The organism is Rhodanobacter thiooxydans LCS2, from assembly GCF_000264375.1.
GTDB lineage: Bacteria > Pseudomonadota > Gammaproteobacteria > Xanthomonadales > Rhodanobacteraceae > Rhodanobacter > Rhodanobacter thiooxydans.
The window spans coordinates 32938-50998 of record NZ_AJXW01000037.1 but is presented as its reverse complement, the minus strand read 5'-3'; the positions used below and the strand labels follow the sequence as shown (position 1 = coordinate 50998).

Genomic DNA, 18061 nt, shown 5'->3' with positions numbered 1-18061 from the left:
CCTCCCATGAAAGTCGTTGCAGCCCGGCAGGGCATCATCTCGCTGAAAATCAAGGATGCGGCCTCGCTGTACAATGCCTACATGCCGTTCCTCAAGCATGGCGGCCTGTTCGCGGCGACGGCGCAGTCGTATTCGCTGGGCGACGAGGTCGTGCTGCTGGTGACCCTGGCCGAGGAAACCGAGCGCCTGTCGGTGGTCGGCAAGGTGGTGTGGATCAGCCCGGTCGGTGCGCAGGGCAACCGCACCGCCGGCATCGGCATCCACTTCAACGAATCGGGCGATGCCGAGGCCGCCCGCAGCCGGATCGAGAACATCCTCGCCGGCACGCTCAACTCCGAGCGCCCCACTCACACCATGTGATGCCGTCGTCACTCCATTTGTATGCAGTCGGGTGTTAATGCGCATCACATCGGTCGTCAAGGCTTGTTGTGCCCATGCGCACTGATACAATGGCGGGATTCGCGGATCCATTCCGCGAAACATCGGATGCCTGCGCGCGGCGGCAGAGCCTGCAGGCATGGCTGGAAAGCCCATGGCTGTGTCGGCCTGCTGAATCGAAGTCGCCGGACCGTGCGTTGCTGGATGCAAATCCCCGCGGTCACTGATGCGCCACTGGCGCGGAGGTAAGTTGCATCGTGCTTGCCGAATACTGGCCTGTCCTGTTGTTCATCGGCGTTGCCGTCGGCCTTGGCGTGGCATTGCTGGTCATCGGCCTGCTGGCCGGTCCACGCCGCCCCGAGGCGGAAAAACTTGCGCCTTACGAGTGCGGCTTCGAGGCATTCGAAGACGCCCGCATGCGCTTCGACGTGCGCTATTACCTGCTCGCCATCCTGTTCATCATCTTCGACCTGGAAATTGCCTTCCTGTTTCCGTGGGCGGTGGTGTTCAAGCAGATCGGCCTCGTTGCGTTGATCGAAATGGGCCTGTTCCTGCTGCTGCTGGTCGTCGGTTTCGCCTACGTGTGGAAGAAGGGAGCGCTCGAATGGGAGTGATCGATTCCATCAGCCGGGTGATGCACAACCCGGAGCCGCTGAACCTGGTCGACGACATCCTGCGGCCGGCCGGTGACAATCCCGTCGTGCAACGCGGCTTCGCCACCACCAGCGTCGATGCGCTGATGAACTGGGCGCGCACCGGCTCGATGTGGCCGGTGACCTTCGGCCTGGCCTGCTGCGCGGTGGAGATGATGCACGCCGGCGTGGCGCGACTCGACCTCGACCGTTACGGCGTGATCTTCCGCCCCAGCCCGCGCCAGTCCGACGTGATGATCGTGGCCGGCACCCTGGTCAACAAGATGGCGCCGGCGCTGCGCAAGGTCTACGACCAGATGCCCGAGCCGAAGTGGGTCATCTCGATGGGCAGCTGCGCCAACGGCGGCGGCTATTACCACTATTCCTATTCCGTGGTGCGCGGCTGCGACCGCATCGTGCCGGTGGACATCTACGTGCCGGGCTGCCCGCCCACGGCCGAAGCGCTGATCCACGGCATCCTGCAGTTGCAGAAGAAGATCCGCCGCACCAGCACCATCGCGCGCTCTTGAGCGGCACATCCCTGAAGGCGCAGTCCATGACCGACACCCCAAAGACCTCGCTGGCTGGGCAGCTTGCCGCGCGTTTCGGCGACACGCTGGCCATCAGCAGCATGCGCAACGAAACCGTCGCCGAACTGGCCGCCGGCGACCTGATCACGGTGGCCACTGCGCTGCGCGACGAGCCGGCGTTCCGCTTCAGCGAACTGATCGACCTGTGCGGCATCGACTACCTCGGCTACGGCCAGATCGAGTGGGACACCGAGACCGTTTCCAGTACCGGTTTTTCGCGCGGCGTGGAGGGTCAGGCGCAGGGGCGTTTCGACTGGGCCGGCCGCCCGCGCGGTGAGCGCCGGCCGCGCCGCTTCGCGGCGGTAATCCAGTTGCTGTCGATCGAGCACAACCGCCGGCTGCGCCTGCGCGTGTTCTGCGAGGACGACAGCCTGCCGCTGGTGCCGTCGCTGACCGCGGTGTGGCCGGGCGTGAACTGGTTCGAGCGCGAGGCGTTCGACCTGTACGGCATCATCTTCGACGGCCATCCCGACCTGCGCCGTATCCTCACCGACTACGGTTTCGTCGGCCATCCGTTCCGCAAGGACTTCCCGCTGATCGGCAATGTCGAGGTGCGCTACGACCCCGAGCAGAAGCGGGTGATCTACGAGCCGGTGTCGATCGAGCCGCGCGTGCTGGTGCCGCGCACCATCCGCGACGATGCCGACCTGATGCAGGCCAAGGCCGAAGCCGCCGACCACTGGCGGGAGAACTGAGCATGCAGGAAATCCGCAACTACACGATGAACTTCGGCCCGCAGCATCCGGCCGCGCACGGCGTGCTCCGCCTGATCATGGAGATGGACGGCGAAACCATCGTGCGCGTCGATCCGCACGTGGGCCTGCTCCATCGCGGTACCGAGAAGCTGGCCGAGTCCAAGCCGTTCAACCAGTCCATCGGCTACATGGACCGGCTCGACTACGTGTCGATGATGTGCAACGAGCACGCCTACGTGCGCGCGATCGAAACCCTGCTGGGCATCGAGGCGCCGGAACGCGCGCAGTACATCCGCACCATGTTCGACGAGATCACCCGCATCCTGAACCACCTGATGTGGATCGGCTCGAACGCGCTCGACCTGGGCGCGATGGCGGTGATGCTGTACGCGTTCCGCGAGCGCGAGGAGCTGATGGACGTCTACGAGGCGGTGTCGGGTGCGCGCATGCACGCCACGTACTACCGCCCGGGCGGCGTCTACCGCGACCTGCCGGCGCAGATGTCGCAGTACCGCGAGTCGCCGTGGCACAAGGGCGCCGACCTCAAGCGCATCAACAGCTGGCGCGAAGGCTCGATGCTCGACTTCCTCGACGCGTTCACCGCCGACTTCCCCTCGAAGGTGGACGAATACGAGGTGCTGCTCACCACCAACCGTATCTGGAAGCAGCGCACCGTCGGCATCGGCGTGGTCAGCCCGGAACTGGCCCAGCAGTGGGGCATGACCGGCGCGATGCTGCGCGGCTCGGGCGTCGAGTGGGACCTGCGCAAAAAGCAGCCCTACGCGAAGTACGCCGAGATGGATTTCGACATCCCGGTCGGCGTCAACGGCGATTGCTACGACCGCTACCTGGTGCGCGTGGAAGAGATGCGCCAGTCCAACCGCATCATCCGCCAATGCGTGGAGTGGCTGCGCGCCAACCCGGGCCCGGTGATGGTGAAGAACTTCAAGGTGGCGCCGCCGTCGCGGGTCGAGATGAAGCAGGACATGGAAGCGCTCATCCACCACTTCAAGCTGTTCACCGAGGGCTATTGCGTGCCGGCCGGGGAAACCTATTGCGCGGTCGAGGCGCCCAAGGGCGAGTTCGGCTGCTACCTGGTTTCCGACGGCGCCAACAAGCCGTTCCGCGTGCACCTGCGCGCCCCGGGCTTTGCCCACCTGTCATCCATGGACACCCTCGTGCGCGGCCACATGCTCGCCGACGTGGTGGCCATGATCGGTACCTACGACCTCGTGTTCGGCGAAGTGGATCGATGAATACCGGAATGGGGAATCGGGAGTCGGGAATGGGTAGAGCGCGTCGCGGCGGCTCCAACCTTTACACCTCGAACAGCCGCGACTGCCGCAATGGAGTCGGAATCGTTGTGATGCGGGTTGGCTCTTGCCCATTCCCTATTCTCCATTCCCGATTCCCGGAGTTCCAAGCATGAAAGCCACCGGACATTACGAGCAGGTCAGGAACGTCGATCCCCTCGTCGTACTCACCGAGCACACCCGCCAGCACATCGACCACTGGGTGGCCAAGTTTCCGCCCGACCGCAAGCGCTCGGCGCTGATCCAGGCGCTGTTCGGCGCCCAGGAGCAGAACAAGGGCTTTCTCACCGACGAGCTGATCGCCGCGGTGGCGAAGTACCTCGACCTGCCGGCGATCTGGGCGTACGAGGTGGCCAGCTTCTACTCGATGCTGGAGACCAAGCCGGTGGCCCGCAACAACGTGGCGATCTGCACCAACATCTCCTGTTGGCTCAACGGCGCCGATAGCCTGGTGCACCACTGCGAGAAGAAGCTGGGCATCAAGCTGGGCGAGAGCACGCCGGACGGCCGCGTCTACCTGAAGAAGGAAGAGGAGTGCATCGCGGCCTGCGTCTACGCGCCGGCGATGACCGTGAACGGGCATTACCACGAACGCCTGACCATCGAGAAGCTCGACGAGATCCTCGACGGCCTGAGCATGGATGGCCCGGATCACGCCCACGACGCCGAGAGGAAGCACTGATGGCCGTCGGACCCGCCCCCAAGGAACACCAGGTCGTCTACACCACGCTGCATTTCGACACGCCGTGGTCGATGGAGAGCTACGAGAAGGTCGATGGCTACAAGGCGTGGCGGAAGATCCTCGCCGAGAAGCCCGACCCGGCCTCGCTGGTCGAGGAAATCAAGAAATCCAGCCTGCGCGGCCGCGGCGGCGCGGGCTTTCCCACCGGCCTGAAGTGGTCCTTCATGCCCAAGGGCGACATGCAGAAGTACATCCTGTGCAACTCGGACGAGTCCGAGCCGGGCACCGCGAAGGACCGTGACATCCTGCGCTACAACCCGCACGCAGTGATCGAGGGCCTGGCCATCGCGTGCTACTGCACCGGTTCCACCATGGCCTACAACTATCTGCGCGGTGAGTTCCACCACGAGCCGTTCGAGCACTTCGAGGCGGCGCTGAAGGAAGCCTATGCGGCCGGCCTGCTTGGCAAGAATATCGGCGGCAGTGGCATCAACGTGGACATCCATGCGGCGCTTGGCGCCGGCGCCTACATCTGCGGCGAGGAAACCGCGCTGATGGAGTCGCTGGAAGGCAAGAAGGGCTGGCCGCGCTTCAAGCCGCCGTTCCCGGCCAACTTCGGCCTGTACGGCAAGCCGACCACGATCAACAACACCGAGACCTACGCCTCGGTGCCGGCGATCCTGCGCAACGGCGCCGACTGGTTCCTCAACCTGGGCAAGCCGAACAACGGCGGCCCGAAGATCTTCTCGGTATCCGGCCACGTCAACCGCCCGGGCAATTTCGAGATCCGCCTGGGCACGCCGTTCGCGGACCTGCTGGAGATGGCCGGCGGCGTGCGCAACGGGCACAAGCTCAAGGCGGTGATCCCGGGCGGTACCTCGATGAAGGTGCTGCCGGCCGAGGTGATGATGGCCTGCACGATGGACTACGACTCGATCCAGAAGGCTGGTTCGGGCCTGGGCTCGGGTGCGGTGATCGTGATGGACGAGACCACCTGCATGGTGCGGGCCTGCGAGCGCATCAGCCAGTTCTACCACATGGAATCCTGCGGTCAGTGCACGCCGTGCCGCGAGGGCACTGGCTGGATGCATCGCGTGCTCACCCGCATCGTCGCCGGCAAGGGCGTGCCGGACGACCTGCATCGCCTGAAGGCGGTGGCCGGCCAGATCGAGGGTCACACCATCTGCGCGTTCGGCGAGGCGGCGGCATGGCCGGTGCAGGCCTTCCTGCACCACTACTGGCACGAATTCGAATACTACGTCGAGCACGGTCGCTCCATGGTCGACGACAAGCTTGGAGCCGCCGCATGAGCGCGCAGCCAACCCAGAACACCGCGCCGAACCTGGTCAACATCGAGGTCGACGGCAAGCCGATCCAGGTACCCAAGGGCTCGATGATCATCGAGGCCACCGATAAGGCCGGCATTCCCATTCCGCGTTTCTGCTACCACCGCAAGCTGCCGATCGCGGCGAGCTGCCGGCAGTGCCTGGTCGAGGTGGAGATGGGCGGACGCCCGATGCCCAAGCCGCAGCCGGCCTGCGCCACACCGGTGGCCGAAGGCATGAAGGTGCTCACCCGTTCGGACAAGGCGCTGCACGCGCAACGCAACGTGATGGAGTTCCTGCTCATCAACCACCCGATGGACTGCCCGATCTGCGACCAGGGCGGCGAGTGCGAGCTGCAGGACATGGCGCTGGGCTACGGCCGCAGCGTGTCGCGCTTCACCGAGCGCAAGCGCACCATCGCCGACGAGGACATCGGCCCGCTGGTGGCCACCGAGATGACGCGCTGCATCCACTGCACGCGCTGCGTGCGCTTCATCAGCGAGATCGCCGGCACCTACGAGTTCGGCAGCATGGATCGCGGCGACCGCCACGTGATCGGCACCTACATCGGCAAGAACGTCGAGAGCGAGCTGTCGGGCAATATCATCGACGTCTGCCCGGTGGGTGCGCTGACCAACAAGCCGTTCCAGTTCAAGGCACGCGCGTGGGAGCTGATCGCCAAGCCGTCGATCGCCTGGCACGACGCGCTGGGCTCCAATCTGTGGCTGCACACCCGCCGCGGCGAAGTGCTGCGCACGGTGCCGCGCGACAACGAGGCGGTCAACGAGTGCTGGCTGTCCGACCGCGACCGCTACAGCCACCAGGGCATGTACGCCGCCGACCGTATCAGCGCACCGGAAGTGAAGCGCAACGGCCAGTGGCAGGCGACCACCTGGGAAGATGCACTGCAGTTCGCCGGTGAGGCGTTGAAGAAGGCGCCGGGCAGCGAGCTGGGCATCCTGCTGCACCCGGCCACCTCGAACGAGGAGGGCGATCTGCTGATGCGGCTGGCCCGCGGCCTGGGCAGCGCCCACGTCGATCATCGCCTGCGCCAGCTCGATTTCGCCGACAACGCCGTGGCGCAGCCGTTTACGCTGCCGGTGGCCGAGGTAGAACAAGTCCGGGCGGCCTTGCTGGTCGGCTCCGACCTGCGTTACGAGATGCCGCTGCTGAACCATCGCCTGCATCAGGCGACCAAGAAGGGTGCAAGGGTCTACGCGGTCAATCCTGCGCACTTCGATTTCAACTACAAGCTGGCCGGCGAGGCAGTGGTGGCGCCACAGGCCATGGTCGATGCGCTGCTGGCGCTGGCCAAGGCCGCCGTGGCTGCTGGTGCGAATGCGCCGGCGGCACTGGCCGAGGCGATTGCGTCGGCGCAGAGCGACCAAGGCGACAGCGACGCGATCGCCGCACTGAAGTCGGGCAAGGCCGTGGTGATCGTCGGCGAAGCCGCAGTGACCCATCCGCAGGCATCCTGGCTGCGCGCGATCACCCGTTTCATCGCCGACGCCACCGGTGCCGGTTACGATGAACTGCCGGTCGGCGCGAATGCTGTCGGCCTGGCGCAGCTCGGTGTGGTGCCGGGCAACGGCGGGCTGGATGCGCAGGCGATGCTGGCGCAGCCGCGCAAGAGCTACCTGCTGTACGGGGTCGAGCCGCCGCACGATTTCGCCGATGGCGGCGCGGCCTTGCGGGCGCTGCATGGTGCGGACCAGGTGGTGGCGTTCAGCGCCTATGCCGGTGCCGCATTGCGCGAAGTGGCCGATGTGATCCTGCCGATCGCGCTGCTGCCGGAGATCGACGCGACCTTGGTCAACGTCGACGGGCTGGCCCAGGGCGTGGCGGCCGGGGCGAAGGCGCCAGGCGAGGCGCGACCGGGCTGGAAGGTCCTGCGTGCCCTAGGCGGGGCGATGCAGTTGGCGGGTTTCGAGTTCGATGACATCGCCGGTTTGCGCGAAGGCATCAGCGCGCGCGCGCAGGTACCGCGCCAGGGCCTGTCGACGCGTGCCGCGCCCGCCGCGCTCACCCGGCTGGCCACCTGGCCGATCTATCGCCTCGATGCGGTGCTGCGCCGGGCCACGGCACTCAATGCCCACCCGCTCAATCGTGCGCCGGCGATCCGCCTCAACGAGGCCGAGGCCCGGCGGCAAGGCCTGGTCGCTGGCGCCCAGGCGACCATCGGCGAGGTGCAGTTGCCGGTGCTGATCGATGCGGCCGTGCCCGACGGCGCTGTGTGGATCGAGGCGGCCCACGACCTTACCGCCACGCTGCCGCCGCACGGCGCAGCCATCACCTTGAGCAAGGCATAGGCATCATGGCTGATCAACTCATCAACCAGGTCGTGTGGCCGCTGATCTACATCCTGTGCATCGTGTTGCCGCTGGTGATCGCGGTGGCGATGTTCGTGTACTGGGAGCGCAAGGTCATCGGCTGGATGCACGTGCGCCTGGGGCCGAACAAGATCGGCCCCGGCGGCGTGCTGCAGGCCTTCGCCGACGTGGTGAAGCTGCTGATCAAGGAAGTGATCCTGCCGACCAAGGCCAACCGCTTCCTGTATTTCCTGGCGCCGCTGATCGGGTTGGTCCCCGCGCTGGCGGCCTGGGCGGTGATCCCGTTCAGCGGCAAGATGGTGTTGTCCAACGCCAACGCGGGCATCCTCTACCTGCTGGCGATGACCTCGATGGGCGTCTACGGCATCATCATCGCCGGCTGGGCGTCCAACTCGCGCTATGCATTGCTGGGTGCCATGCGTTCGGCGGCCCAGGTGATCTCGTACGAACTGGCCATGGGTCTGTGCCTGGTCTGCGTGATGGTGCTGGCCGGCAGCCTCAACCTCAGCGAAATCGTCAACGCGCAGGCCGGCGGCAAGGGCCTGTTCGAGTGGTTCTGGTTGCCGTTGCTGCCGGTCTTCGTTATTTATTTCGTCTCCGGCGTGGCCGAGACCAACCGCCTGCCGTTCGACATGGCCGAAGGCGAGTCGGAGATCGTCGCCGGCTTCCATGTGGAGTATTCCGGTTCGGCCTTCGCGCTGTTCTTCCTGGCCGAATACGCCAACATGATCCTGGTCAGCTTCCTGTCGGCGATCTTCTTCCTCGGCGGCTGGCTCAGCCCCCTGCAGGGCTGGATCTCCGCCGACGCACCCGGCTGGATCAGCTGGCTGGGAGCCGGCAGCTTCGCCTGGCTGTTTATCAAGGCGTTCGTGATGTCGTTCTTCTTCCTGTGGTTCCGCGCCACGTTCCCGCGCTACCGCTACGACCAGATCATGCGCCTGGGCTGGAAGGTATTCATTCCCATTGCCATCGCCTGGGTGTTCGTCGCCGGCCTGTTGAAGTACTACGGCCTGGTCAGCACTGGGGTGGGAGCGTAAGCCATGAACGTGATAACCCGTTATCTCAAGAGTCTGATGCTGGCCGAGCTGGTTGCCGGCATGGGCGTGACGATCCGCTACATGTTCAAGCCCAAGTACACCATGCGCTACCCGATGGAGCACATTCCGAAGTCGAACCGCTTCCGCGGGCTGCATGCGCTGCGCCGCTACGAGAACGGCGAGGAGCGTTGCATCGCCTGCAAGCTGTGCGAGGCGGTCTGCCCGGCGCTGGCGATCACCATCGACTCGGCTCCGCGCGAGAGCGACGGCCAGCGCCGCACCACGCGCTACGAGATCGACCTGTTCAAGTGCATCTACTGCGGTTTCTGCGAGGAAAGCTGCCCGGTCGACTCGATCGTCGAAACCTCGATCCACGAATACCACTTCGAGAATCGCGGCGAGAACGTGGTGGACAAGCAGAAGCTGCTTGCCATCGGCGATCGCTTCGAACAGCAGATCGCTGCGGATCGTGCCCAAGATGCGCCGTACCGCTGAGGCCCTTCGATGAATCCCCAAACGCTGCAAATCATCTGCTTCTACGCCTTCAGCCTCGTCGCCGTGGCGGCCGCGCTCTCGGTGATCACATTGAAGAACACCGTGCACGCCGTGCTGGCGCTGGTGCTCACCTTCTTCAGCGCTGCCTGCCTGTGGCTGCTGCTGGATGCCGAGTTCCTCGCGCTGGCGCTGGTGGTGGTCTACGTCGGCGCGGTGATGGTGTTGTTCCTGTTCGTGGTGATGATGCTCGACATCGACCTGGAGAAAATGCACGAGGGCTTCGTGAAGTTCCTGCCGGTCGGCGTGATCGTGGCCGTCGTCATGCTGGCCGAGATGCTCGGCCTGATCGGCGTGCGGGCAATGCATGCGCGCGATCTGGGTGCCGACCCGGCCGCGGTGGCCGGTGTGTCGAACACCGCGTGGCTGGGCCAGGCGTTGTACACGAAGTTCCTGCTGCCGTTCGAAGTGGCTGCGCTGGTGCTCACCGTGGGGCTGGTGGCGGCGGTGGCGCTGACCCTGCGCGAGCGTCGTGACGCGCGTTACGAATCCGCCAGCCAGCAGGTCAAGGTCGATCCGCGCGACCGCGTGCGTATCGTGAAGATGGCCGCCGCCCGTCCCGATGAACCGACCGCCCCTCAGGAGCCGCAGCCATGATCTCGCTCGCGCACTACATCGTGCTCGGCGCGGTGCTGTTCTGCATCGCCGTCGCCGGCCTGTTCATCAACCGCAAGAACGTGATCGTGCTGCTGATGTCGATCGAGCTGATGCTGCTTGCGGTCAACATGAATTTTGTCGCGTTCTCGCGCTTCCTGGGCGACGTATCGGGGCAGGTGTTCGTGTTTTTCATCCTCACGGTGGCCGCGGCGGAAGCTGCCGTGGGCCTGGCGATCCTGGTCTTGCTGTTCCGTACGCGCAACACGATCAACATCGCCGACATCAACAGCATGAAGGGCTGAACCCATGGGTCTTTCCACGAGCGTCCTGTTGACCATCGCACTGGCGCCGCTGTTTGGTTCGCTGGTGGCCGGTTTCGTCAGCCCGTTCCTTGGCCGCGCGGGCCGCGCGGTCGCCCACAGCGTCACCATCGCGTGCATGATCGTGTCGGTCGCGCTGTCCTTCCAGGTGCTGTATCAGCTCACCCTGGGTGGCGCGGAAAACTACAACCAGAACATCTACACCTGGTTCCAGGTCGGGCAGGTCAACGCCAGCATCGGCTTCATGGTGGACCGGCTCACCGCGATGATGCTGGTGGTGGTGGGTTTCGTCTCGCTGGTGGTGCACCTGTACACCATCGGCTACATGCGCGACGACTCGGGTTACACGCGCTTCTTCAGCTACATCTCGCTGTTCACCTTCTCGATGTTCATGCTGGTCATGAGCAACAACTTCCTGCAGCTGTTCTTCGGTTGGGAAGCGGTGGGCCTGGTGTCGTATCTGCTGATCGGCTTCTGGTACAAGCGGCCGACCGCGATCTTCGCCAACCTGAAAGCGTTCCTGGTCAATCGCGTGGGCGACTTCGGCTTCCTGCTGGGCATCGCGGCGGTGCTGACCTTCCTGCACACGCTGGACTATGCCAGTGCGTTCAGCGCGGCGCCGGGCCTGGCCGGCCAAGTCTTGCAGATCACCGCAAACATGCAATGGGATGCGGCGACCGTGATCTGCATCCTGCTGTTCGTCGGCGCGATGGGCAAGTCGGCGCAGGTGCCGCTGCACGTGTGGCTGCCCGACTCGATGGAAGGCCCGACCCCGATCTCGGCGCTGATCCACGCCGCGACCATGGTCACCGCCGGCATCTTCATGGTGGCGCGTATGTCGCCGCTGTTCGAGATGTCGTCGACCGCGCTGAGCTTCGTGCTGGTAATCGGTGCCACCACCGCGCTGTTCACCGGCTTGATCGGCATCGTGCAGAACGACATCAAGCGGGTGATCGCGTACTCCACGCTGTCGCAGCTGGGCTACATGACGGTGGCACTGGGCGTGTCGATGTATTCCGGCGCGGTGTTCCACCTGATGACCCACGCGTTCTTCAAGGCGCTGCTGTTCCTCGGCGCCGGCTCGGTGATCATCGCGATGCACCATGAGCAGGACATGCGCTACATGGGTGGCCTGCGCAAGTACATGCCGATCACCTGGATCACCATGTGGATCGGTTCGCTGGCATTGGTGGCGGGGCCGTTCACCTCGGGCTTCTACTCGAAGGACGCGATCATCGAGGCGGTCGGCCTGTCGCATCGCTGGGGTGCGAACTACGCGTACTTCTGCGTGATGGCCGGCGTGCTGGTGACGGGGCTGTACACGTTCCGCCAGATGTACCTGACCTTCCATGGCAAGGAGCGCTTCACCGTCGTCGCCGCCCATGGTGACGATCATGAGACGGCTTCCAGCGACGTCGTCTACGACGTGCACGTCTCGGCCGACTCGCACGAGGACGAGCACCACAGCGGTGGCCAGCCCGGCGTGCTGCATCACCCGCCCAAGGAATCGCCGTGGGTGGTCACGGTGCCGTTGATCCTGCTGGCGATCCCGTCGCTGCTGATCGGTTACGTCACCGTGGGACCGATGCTGTTCGGCAACTGGTTCGGCGGTGCGATCCACGTGAACGAGGCCAACGACGTGCTGGCCGAGCTCGGCCAGGAGTTCCACGGCGCGGCGGCGATGGCCTTGCATGGCTTCACCCAGCTGCCGTTCGTACTGGTGGTGGTCGCCTTCGTGATCTGCACCTACATCTACGTGTTCAATCCCGCGCTGGCCGATCGGATCAAGCGGGCGCTCAAGCCGTTGTGGACGGTGCTTGACCGCAAGTACTGGGTGGATGAAGTGGAGTACGCGCTGTTCGCCAGCGGCGGGCAGAAAATGGGGCGCCTGTTCTGGAAGTTCAGTGACGCCGGCGTGATCGATGGCGTGGCGGTGAACGGGTCGGTGCGGCTGATCCATCGCAGCGCGGCGCTGATGCGGCGACTTCAGACCGGCTACCTCTACCACTACGCGTTCGCCATGATCATCGGCGTGATCGTGCTGTTTGGTGGCTATCGACTGTTCGGCAACTAGGGGAAGCAGGCTCCATGTTCACTCATCTTCTCAGTCTGCTGATCTGGCTGCCCATCGTTGGCGCGGTACCGGTGCTGCTGGCCGGCTCTGCCCGGCCGATGCTGGCGCGCTGGCTGGCGCTGCTGATTACCATCGCGACCTTCGTGATCAGCCTGTGGCTGCTGCGCTACGACCCGAACGGGTCGGTGATGCAGCTGCAGGAAACCCATGTCTGGATCGCCACCTGGGGCGTGCATTTCACCCTGGCGGTGGACGGCATCTCTGTCGCACTGATCCTGATGACGACCTTTGTCGGCATCCTGGTCATCGGCGGGGCGTGGAAGGTCATCCAGAACCGGCCGCACCAGTACATGGCCTGCATGCTGCTGCTGGAGGGCCTGCTGATCGGCGTGTTCTGCGCGACCGACGCGCTGGTGTTCTACGCCTTCTTCGAGGCGGTGCTGATCCCGATGTACATCCTGATCGGCATGTGGGGCGGCCCGCGACGGGTGTACGCGACGCTGAAGCTGTTCATCTACACGTTCACCGGTTCGGTGTTCATGTTGATCGCGCTGCTGTACTTGTACCAGAAGGCGCACACGTTCGACCTGGCGACGCTGGCCGCCCTGCCGCTGACGTTCAAGGAGCAGGCCTGGCTGTTCTTCGGGTTCCTGATTGCCTTCGCGATCAAGGTGCCGATGGTGCCGGTGCATACCTGGTTGCCCGACGCCCACGTCGAGGCCCCCACCGGCGGCTCGGTGTGGCTGGCCGCGGTGATGCTGAAGATCGGCACCTACGGCATGGTGCGCTTCATCCTGCCGATCACCCCCGATGCCGGTGCGCACTTCGCGTGGATCGTGATCGTGCTCAGCCTGGTCGCGATCATCTACATCGGCTATGTCGCCCTGGTGCAGGAGGACATGAAGAAGCTGGTGGCCTATTCGTCCGTGGCGCACATGGGCTTCGTCACCTTGGGCATCTTCATGGCGTTCATGCTGGTGCGCGAAGGCGGCAACACCGAGATGGCCAGCCTGGGCATGCAGGGCGCGATGGTGCAGATGATCTCGCACGGTTTCGTCTCCGGCGCCATGTTCACCTGCATCGGCGTGATGTACGACCGAACCCACACGCGCCAGATCAAGGATTACGGCGGTGTCATCAACATGATGCCGTGGTTCGGCTTCTTCTACGTGCTGTTCGCGATGGCGAACTGCGGCCTGCCGGGCACCAGTGGTTTCGTCGGCGAGTTCATGGTGATCCTGGCCAGCTTCAGCGCCAGTCCGTGGATCGCGTTGTTTGCCACGTTCACCCTGATCATCGGCGCTGGCTACACCTTGTGGTTGGTCAAGCGCGTGCTGTGGGGTCCGGTGACCACCGAACACGTCAGGCACATGACGCCGATGACCGCGCGGGAAACCTGGGTGCTGATCGGCTTTGCCGTTGCGGTCCTGGCCATCGGCATGTGGCCGCAGCCGCTGGTCCACCTGATGGACAGTTCGGTGGCGCACCTGGTGCAGCAACTTGCCGTCCACAAGATCTGAGCAGAAGCGAACATGCCCACTCTCTATGACATCCTGACCCTGCTGCCGGAGCTTTACCTGGTGGCGGCGGTGTGCCTGATCCTGCTGCTGGACGCATTCATGAAACCGGCGCAGCGGCCGCAGCTGCACTGGATCTCCATCGTCGTGCTGCTGGTGGCGATCTACCTGGTGGTCGCCGGCCAGCCCGAGCAGACCGCGACGGCATTCAACGGCATGTTCGTGCGCGACCACGTGGCGGAGATCCTCAAGGTCTTCGCGCTGGGCCTCACCGCCGTGGTGTTCGTGTACGCGCGGCCATACATGATCGACCGCAAGCTGTTCGGCGGCGAGTTCTATTCGTTGATGATCTTCGCCGTGCTCGGCGTGATGGTGCTGGTGTCGGCCGGCAACCTGGTGACGATCTACCTCGGCCTGGCGCTGCTGTCGTTGTCGTCCTATGCACTGGTCGCACTGAATCGCGATGCCCTGTTGCCACCGGAGGCGGCGATCAAGTATTTCGTGCTGAGCGCGCTCGCCGGCGGCATGCTGCTGTACGGCATGTCGATGGTCTACGGCGCTTCCGGCATGGGCGGTACGCCGACGCTGGATCTGGCGAAGTTGCACGACGTGATGGCCTACACCACGGCACCGAAGCTGCTGCTGCTGGGCCTGATCTTCATGCTGGTGGGCATCGGTTTCGAGCTGGGCGTCGCGCCGTTCCACATGTGGCTGCCGGACGTCTACCACGGTGCGCCGACGCCGGTGACCACCTTCATCGGTGCGGTGTCGAAACTGGCGGCCTTCGGCCTGGCCTGGCGCCTGCTCGAGGTCGGCATGGGCGACCTCAGCCGGTACTGGCAGCCGATGCTGGCCGCGCTGGCCACCGCATCGCTGGTGCTCGGCAACCTGGTCGCCATCGTGCAGACCAACTTCAAGCGCATGATGGCGTACTCGACCATCTCGCACATGGGCTATGTGCTGCTGGGGCTTTCGGCGGCAACTCCGGAGGGCTACTCGGCCGCGCTGTTCTACGTGATTTGCTACGCGTTGATGAGCGCGGCGGCGTTCGGCGTGATGCTGGTGCTCACCCGCGCCGGGTTCGAGTGTGAAGAGATCAGCGACTTCAAGGGCCTGAACCAGAAAGCACCGTGGATGGCGTTCCTGATGTTGCTGGCGATGTTCTCGCTGGCCGGCGTGCCGCCCCTGTTCGGGTTCTGGGCGAAGGTGCTGGTGCTCGAGGCGGCGATCCACGCCGACATGCTGTGGCTGGCCATCGTCGGTATCGTCGCGGCGTTCATCGGGCTCTACTACTACCTGTATGTCATCAAGGTGATGTACTTCGATACGGCGGAGGAGGGCGCGGTGGTGGAGGTCAAGGCCGACACGTCGCTGCGCGTGGTGCTGTCCGTGAACGCACTGGCCCTGCTTGCGCTCGGTCTGTACTGGGGACCCTTGCTGGCGTGGTGCCAGCGCGCGTTCGGCGTCTGACCGCGGCGCCGGTGGTGGATGGTTTTCCAGCGGCTGCGGCGATCTTCGTGCTTGCAAGAAACCCGCCATCCCGGTAAACTTCGTGGACTCTGATGCGGGGTGGAGCAGTCTGGCAGCTCGTCGGGCTCATAACCCGAAGGTCGCAGGTTCGAATCCTGCCCCCGCTACCAGATCTTTCTTGATGCAAGAAAGCCTCCTCGTGAGGCTTTTTTGTTGGGCGCAAGGGATGCGCTGCGCGGGGCTGGCTCACGCGGCGCCCGCAGCGGAAAGAGCTGCATGGAGTGGGACATCGGCGAGATAGGGAAATGGGCCGTTGGAGCCCATTTTTTGTTTCTGCGGTTCTCACGGTGGGAAGGCGACCCATGGATACACAGGCACTGGCGCAACGTTTCAGCGGGGTTCTGGCCGATCTGGGCCTGGAATGCCTCGGTGTGGAGTTCACCCCGTCGCAAGGGCAGAGTACCCTGCGCGTCTACCTGGACTTGCTGGACCGGGAGGCGGGCGACGGCGAACGTCGCGAGGTCGGCATCGAGGATTGCGAGACCGCAAGCCGTGAGCTGTCCGCCTTGCTGGACGTCGAGGATCCGATTCCCGGCCACTACGTGCTGGAAGTTTCCTCGCCGGGACTTGATCGGCCGCTGTTCACCGCTGCGCAGTTTGCGCGGGCCAGCGGGCAGGAAGTGAAGGTGCTGCTGCGGGCGCCGCTGGAAGGCCGCCGTCGTCTGCGTGGCAAGCTGGTTTCGGCGGAAGGTGGGCACGTCGTGCTGGACGCCGAAGGCAAGACATTCGAATTCGAGCACGCGTTGGTGGAAAGTGCGCGTGTGGTGCCGGACTGGGTGGCGCTCGGTTATGCGCCGCAACCCAAGCCCGGTGGCAAGATGCCCGACAAGAAATAATCGGTGCGGCCATCCGGGGTCGCGTTCAAGGTTTTGTGTTCCTGGATGAGCGTAACAATTCAACCATCGGCATCCGGACGGGGTGCCTACGGAGTTGCAGTAATGAGCAAAGAACTTTTGCTGGTCGTCGACGCGGTTGCCAATGAAAAGGGCGTACCGCTGGAAGTGATTTTCGAGGCGATGGAGGCCGCGCTGGCCTCGGCCGCGAAGAAGCGCTATCCGGACGAGGAGCCCGATATCCGCGTGTCGATCGACCACAACACCGGCGAATACGAGACGTTCCGCCGCTGGGAAATCATCGCCGACGACGGCGAGATGGAATCGCCGTCGTACCAGCTGCGCCTGATGGATGCGCTGGACGAGCGCGCCGACGCCAAGGTGGGCGAGTACATCGAGCAGCAGATCGAGAACGCCGAGTTCGGCCGCATCGCCGCGCAGGCCGCCAAGCAGGTGATCGTGCAGCGCGTGCGCGAGGCCGAGCGCCAGCAGGTGGTCGACGCGTTCGCCGACCGCGTGGGCGAGCTGGTCACCGGCATCGTCAAGCGCGTCGAGCGCGGCAACATCTATCTCGACCTGGGCAGTAACGCCGAGGCGTTCATCCCGCGCGACAAGACCATTCCGCGCGAATCGGCCCGTGTCGGCGATCGCGTGCGCGGCTACCTGTACGAGGTGCGCTCCGAGGCGCGCGGCCCGCAGCTGTTCGTGTCGCGTGCCGCGCCGGAGTTCATGATCGAGCTGTTCAAGCTGGAGGTGCCGGAAGTCGGTCAGGGGCTGGTCGAGATCAAGGGCTGCGCCCGTGATCCGGGCGACCGCGCCAAGATTGCCGTGCTCGCGCACGACAGCCGCACCGATCCGATCGGCGCCTGCATCGGCATGCGCGGTTCGCGCGTGCAGGCGGTGTCCAACGACCTCAACGGCGAGCGCGTCGACATCATCCTGTGGCACGAGAACCAGGCCCAGTATGTCATCAATGCGATGGCGCCGGCGGAAGTGCAGTCCATCATCATGGACGAGGAAAAGCACTCGATGGACATTGCGGTGGCCGAGGACAAGCTGTCCCAGGCGATCGGCCGCGGCGGCCAGAACGTGCGCCTGGCCAGCAAGCTGACCGGCTGGCAGCTCAACGTAATGACCCAGGACCAGGTCACCGCCAAGAGCGAGTCCGAGCAGGAGGCCGCGCGCCAGCTGTTCATGGACAAGCTCGAGGTGGACCAGGAGATCGCCGTGATCCTCGTGCAGGAAGGCTTCTCCAGCATCGAGGAGATCGCCTACGTGCCCAGCGCCGAGCTGCTCGCGGTGGAGGGCTTCGACGAGGACATCGTCGAGGAATTGCGCGCCCGCGCCCGCGACGCGCTGCTGACCGAGGCACTGGCGGTGGAGGAGGGCGTCGACGAACATCAGCCTTCCGAGGAGCTGCTGGCGCTGGACGGCATGGACGAGGAGACGGCCTTTGCGCTGGCCGCACGTGCGGTGACCACGGTCGACGACCTCGCCGACCTGGCGGTGGACGACCTGATCGACATCGAAGGTATGGACGAGGAGCGTGCCGCGGCACTGATCATGGCTGCACGTGCGCCGATGATCGCGCGGCTGGAGAAGGGTGGCTGACCGCAGGCGGCGGCAACCCCGGAGGGGTTGCCGGGAAAGGCTTCC

Annotated in this window: 17 protein-coding genes and 1 tRNA gene; all 18 read left to right on the top strand. The window is 64.9% G+C overall.

The annotated features are described in order from the left end of the window. The first annotated feature begins 6 nt into the window (after positions 1 to 6). The 18 genes from UUA_RS07625 (at position 7) to nusA (ending at position 18016) form a co-directional block, all read left to right on the top strand. A complete protein-coding gene (locus UUA_RS07625; protein WP_008435615.1) occupies positions 7 to 360 on the top strand; it encodes a PilZ domain-containing protein in 354 nt (117 codons plus the stop codon). A 275-nt stretch (positions 361 to 635) separates the two neighbouring features. After that, a complete protein-coding gene (locus tag UUA_RS07620; RefSeq protein WP_008435614.1) occupies positions 636 to 992 on the top strand; it encodes an NADH-quinone oxidoreductase subunit A in 357 nt (118 codons plus the stop codon). After that, on the top strand, positions 983 to 1540 hold the full coding sequence (locus UUA_RS07615) for a NuoB/complex I 20 kDa subunit family protein (RefSeq protein ID WP_008435613.1): 558 nt from the start codon (positions 983 to 985) through the stop codon (positions 1538 to 1540). The genes UUA_RS07620 and UUA_RS07615 overlap by 10 nt, the downstream gene beginning before the upstream one ends. A 26-nt stretch (positions 1541 to 1566) precedes the next feature. Next, complete coding sequence (locus UUA_RS07610) at positions 1567 to 2295, top strand: NADH-quinone oxidoreductase subunit C (RefSeq protein WP_008435612.1); 729 nt, start codon at positions 1567 to 1569, stop codon at positions 2293 to 2295. 2 nt (positions 2296 to 2297) lie between these two features. Beyond that, on the top strand, positions 2298 to 3551 hold the full coding sequence (locus UUA_RS07605) for an NADH-quinone oxidoreductase subunit D (protein WP_008435611.1): 1254 nt from the start codon (positions 2298 to 2300) through the stop codon (positions 3549 to 3551). Between the two features lie 169 nt (positions 3552 to 3720). Beyond that, entirely contained in the window at positions 3721 to 4290 is a 570-nt protein-coding gene (gene nuoE / locus UUA_RS07600) for an NADH-quinone oxidoreductase subunit NuoE (protein WP_008435610.1), read from the top strand. Next, entirely contained in the window at positions 4290 to 5600 is a 1311-nt protein-coding gene (nuoF, locus tag UUA_RS07595; protein ID WP_008435609.1) for an NADH-quinone oxidoreductase subunit NuoF, read from the top strand. The genes nuoE and nuoF overlap by 1 nt, the downstream gene beginning before the upstream one ends. Beyond that, positions 5597 to 7924: an NADH-quinone oxidoreductase subunit NuoG gene (gene nuoG / locus UUA_RS07590; protein WP_008435608.1), complete on the top strand. Its 2328-nt coding sequence runs from the start codon at positions 5597 to 5599 to the stop codon at positions 7922 to 7924. The genes nuoF and nuoG overlap by 4 nt, the downstream gene beginning before the upstream one ends. A 5-nt stretch (positions 7925 to 7929) precedes the next feature. Continuing rightward, positions 7930 to 8982 carry an NADH-quinone oxidoreductase subunit NuoH gene (nuoH, locus tag UUA_RS07585; protein ID WP_008435607.1) on the top strand — a complete coding sequence of 351 codons (1053 nt, stop codon included), beginning with the start codon at positions 7930 to 7932 and terminating at the stop codon, positions 8980 to 8982. A gap of 3 nt (positions 8983 to 8985) precedes the next feature. After that, the gene (gene nuoI / locus UUA_RS07580; protein ID WP_008435605.1) at positions 8986 to 9477 is read left to right on the top strand and encodes an NADH-quinone oxidoreductase subunit NuoI; all 492 of its coding nucleotides are present in this window, start codon (positions 8986 to 8988) and stop codon (positions 9475 to 9477) included. Between the two features lie 9 nt (positions 9478 to 9486). Then, positions 9487 to 10131, top strand: a complete 645-nt coding sequence (locus UUA_RS07575; protein ID WP_008435604.1) for an NADH-quinone oxidoreductase subunit J — start codon at positions 9487 to 9489, stop codon at positions 10129 to 10131. Then, a complete protein-coding gene (gene nuoK, locus UUA_RS07570; protein ID WP_008435603.1) occupies positions 10128 to 10433 on the top strand; it encodes an NADH-quinone oxidoreductase subunit NuoK in 306 nt (101 codons plus the stop codon). The genes UUA_RS07575 and nuoK overlap by 4 nt, the downstream gene beginning before the upstream one ends. Positions 10434 to 10437: 4 nt before the next feature. Next, positions 10438 to 12525 (top strand): NADH-quinone oxidoreductase subunit L, encoded by a 2088-nt coding sequence (gene nuoL / locus UUA_RS07565; RefSeq protein WP_008435602.1) that lies wholly within the window; start codon positions 10438 to 10440, stop codon positions 12523 to 12525. Positions 12526 to 12539: 14 nt separating this feature from the next. Further along, complete coding sequence (locus tag UUA_RS07560; RefSeq protein ID WP_008435601.1) at positions 12540 to 14045, top strand: complex I subunit 4 family protein; 1506 nt, start codon at positions 12540 to 12542, stop codon at positions 14043 to 14045. Between the two features lie 12 nt (positions 14046 to 14057). Continuing rightward, on the top strand, positions 14058 to 15512 hold the full coding sequence (nuoN, locus tag UUA_RS07555; protein ID WP_008435600.1) for an NADH-quinone oxidoreductase subunit NuoN: 1455 nt from the start codon (positions 14058 to 14060) through the stop codon (positions 15510 to 15512). A 93-nt stretch (positions 15513 to 15605) separates the two neighbouring features. Beyond that, positions 15606 to 15682 (top strand) — tRNA-Met (locus tag UUA_RS07550). 192 nt (positions 15683 to 15874) lie between these two features. Continuing rightward, positions 15875 to 16408 (top strand): ribosome maturation factor RimP, encoded by a 534-nt coding sequence (locus UUA_RS07545; RefSeq protein WP_008435599.1) that lies wholly within the window; start codon positions 15875 to 15877, stop codon positions 16406 to 16408. Between the two features lie 102 nt (positions 16409 to 16510). Beyond that, on the top strand, positions 16511 to 18016 hold the full coding sequence (nusA, locus tag UUA_RS07540; protein ID WP_008435598.1) for a transcription termination factor NusA: 1506 nt from the start codon (positions 16511 to 16513) through the stop codon (positions 18014 to 18016). The last annotated feature ends 45 nt before the right edge of the window (positions 18017 to 18061 follow it).